The following is a 2,596-nucleotide window of genomic DNA, read 5'->3' as shown; positions in this document are numbered from 1 at the left end:
GCCCCTGACTGGCGCACCGGATTGTATTGCAAGCTAAATCCATAGGTGCGGCGGTCGTAACCCAGGCGGTAGGTGATGTCCACCTGCTGGCCTGACTGCAGATCCACCGTCGTCTCTGCCCCTACCCGCAACGGACCATACAGTTGCTGTAAAAAGCCCAAAACAAGCTGCTCCCGCGTGGTGATGCGGTCAAACAAAAACGGCGAGGCTCCGGCCAAAAAACCGTTGGAGTAGGTCACCCTCAGGTTGGTGTAGTCGAAGGTATTGGCCGCAAAAGCCCCGATCACCGCGTCGAGGCCGATGCTGCCGGCAGTATAGCTTTGGGTGCGCCCATTGGAGTAAAACGACTGGCTGCTGCTGACGCCGGTGTTGAGCCAGATTCCCTGTTCGATGGGCAAAGCGGAAAAGCGGGGCGGCGGATCCGACGCCGTCTTAGGGGGTCGCCAGAGGGGAAAAGAACGAGTTAGGGCTGCCCCCAGTTGCAGTCGGGCGAGCTGGATGCGCTCGGTGGTCTTGGCCAAGGCCAGATCGGGATCGGTGTCGATGTTGCCGAATTGTCCCAGGGCGTCGATGTAGTCGGCGGCTATGCGGTAGCTGAAATCCAAGCCAGTGTTGCCGAGGCGGAGGGTGGGCGAGCTGTAGCTGGCACCAAGGCGATTCTCCACAATCTGGAACCCCAGCCGCCCGCTGAAAAAACGCTCCTGATACGCATAGGTGTAGGTGACTTGGCCGCCGTTGCCGGTGGTAACGCGGTGTTCGACCTGAGCCCGCAAGCGCCGGGCAAACTCCTCGAAGACGATCCCGCGCAGCTCGGCAAACAGCGAGGTTTGGGCATTGGCTTCCGGTTGCCGCCAACGAAAATCAGCCCGCAGCCCGATCCCATCGCGGATCCCTTGATCGCTGCCCCAAAGGCGTTGCGGATACAGTTGTGGGGAGAGCACCAGGCTGAGATGGGGATCCTGCAGCAGCTCGAAGTTGGCCTGCAGGATCAGGCCGCGCCGCAGCTCTTCCCGGTCGAAGTCATCGTAGAAAAGGCTGACCGGAGGCTGACGGTTCAATGAGTCAAAGCGCAGCCGAATGGGCAGGGGCAGAAACAAGACCTGGTCGAAAACCAGTTGGCCAGCTTCGGCAATCAACAGGCTGGAACCATCCGCCTGCAAGGTAGAGGTCGCCCGCGGGCTGCGGATCTCCAGCTCTGGCGGATCGAGAGGGTCATTGGTCAGCCGCACCTGCTCTCCTTCCCAGTTGTTGGCATCGAAGCGGATGCGAACGGCGCGAAAGCGCACCAGCCGCTGCGGCGAGAGGGCTGCTGCCGGAGAGCCGCTGGCCTGCAACTGGCCAATATCCACCTGCCCGAAGGCCTCTTCCAAAAAGCCCTGCTCCCGCCCAAAGTCGTATTCCAGCCGGGATCCCTGGATGCGCTGCTGATCCAACTCGATGGAAACGTTGCCCTCGGCCACCGCTCGCCGCTGTTGCAGCTCGATGCGCAAGCGATCTGCCCGCAGCACAGAGCGGCCCAGACGCATCTCCACGTTGCCCTCGGCCAGGAAAACCTGCGCCCGCTGGTCGAAGGTTTGGCGATCCGAGCGCAGCCGTAACGTGCGATCCGCAAGGGCGTCAGTCGTAGCCCCTGGCGGAGCAGCTGCCACCCGGCCTTTCTGGGCTGAGGCAGGAGCAGCCGTTGCCAGACCAAACACCCCCAAGCAAAGCCAGAGCCACCAAAACCCTTTCATATTCCCCTAAACCTGGCACAAAACTTCAGCCCAAGCCCCTAGGCTGGCTCAGCCCGTTGTTGGCGGGGCAGGGTTGAGGGCGCGGTTGAGCTTGCCGCTGCGGTAGCCCTCCAAATCGAGACTGACGTAGAGATAACCAAAAGATTGCAGGGCCTTGACCAGCGCTGCCAGATCGGTTTTTTGCACAAATTCCACGATTTGATGAGGGGGCAGTTCGATGCGGGCAGTATCTTTCTCAGAGCGCACGCGCACCTGCTCCCAGCCCAAGCTGCGCAGATAGCGCTCTGCCGCCCCCACTCGACGCAGCTTCTCGGCGGTGATTGCCTCGCCATAGGGAAAGCGGGAGCTGAGGCAGGGCTGGGCCGGTTTATTCCACCAGGGCAGACCCAGGTGGCGAGAGAGTTGCCGCACCTCCAGCTTGCTCATCCCCACCTCTGCCAAGGGAGAACGCACGCCTCGCTCTCGGGCCGCCTGCGCTCCCGGTCGATAGTCGGCCAGATCGTCGGCGTTAAGGCCATCTGCCACGTGGTCGTATCCCTGAGTTTTAGCCACCTGGCGCAGGGTGTCGTGCAAGTGGCTTTTGCAGAAGTAGCAGCGGTTGGCAGGGTTGGCAGCGTAGCGGGGATCCTGCAACTCGTGAGTCTCGACGATCTGGTGGCGAATGCCGATGTATTGGGCTTGCCGGATGGCCTCCTCCAGATCTTCAGGCAACAGCGCCGGGGAAGCGGCGGTGACGGCCAGGGCCTGCTCCCCCACCTGATCCCAGGCCAGTTTGGCCACCAGGCTGCTATCGACCCCGCCTGAGTAGGCCACCAAGACCCGCCCCATCTCGGCGAAGATTTGGACAAGCTGGTGGAACTTGC

General features: G+C 62.1%; 2 protein-coding genes. Both read right to left on the bottom strand.

Features of this window, described 5'->3' with window-relative positions; genetic code table 11:
- On the bottom strand, positions 1–1,733 hold a 1,733-nt coding region (locus NW863_RS07705), incomplete at its 3' end, for a DUF3769 domain-containing protein (RefSeq protein WP_414365644.1).
- Positions 1,734–1,781: 48 nt separating this feature from the next.
- Positions 1,782–2,596, bottom strand: an 815-nt coding sequence (gene larE, locus NW863_RS07700) for an ATP-dependent sacrificial sulfur transferase LarE (RefSeq protein WP_414365643.1), incomplete at its 5' end; no start/stop codon positions are given.

This window comes from Synechococcus sp. B60.1 (genome assembly GCF_047462555.1).
GTDB lineage: Bacteria > Cyanobacteriota > Cyanobacteriia > Thermostichales > Thermostichaceae > Thermostichus.
Note: the sequence above shows the minus strand (reverse complement) of the source record. Positions and strands in the feature narration are given on the sequence as shown.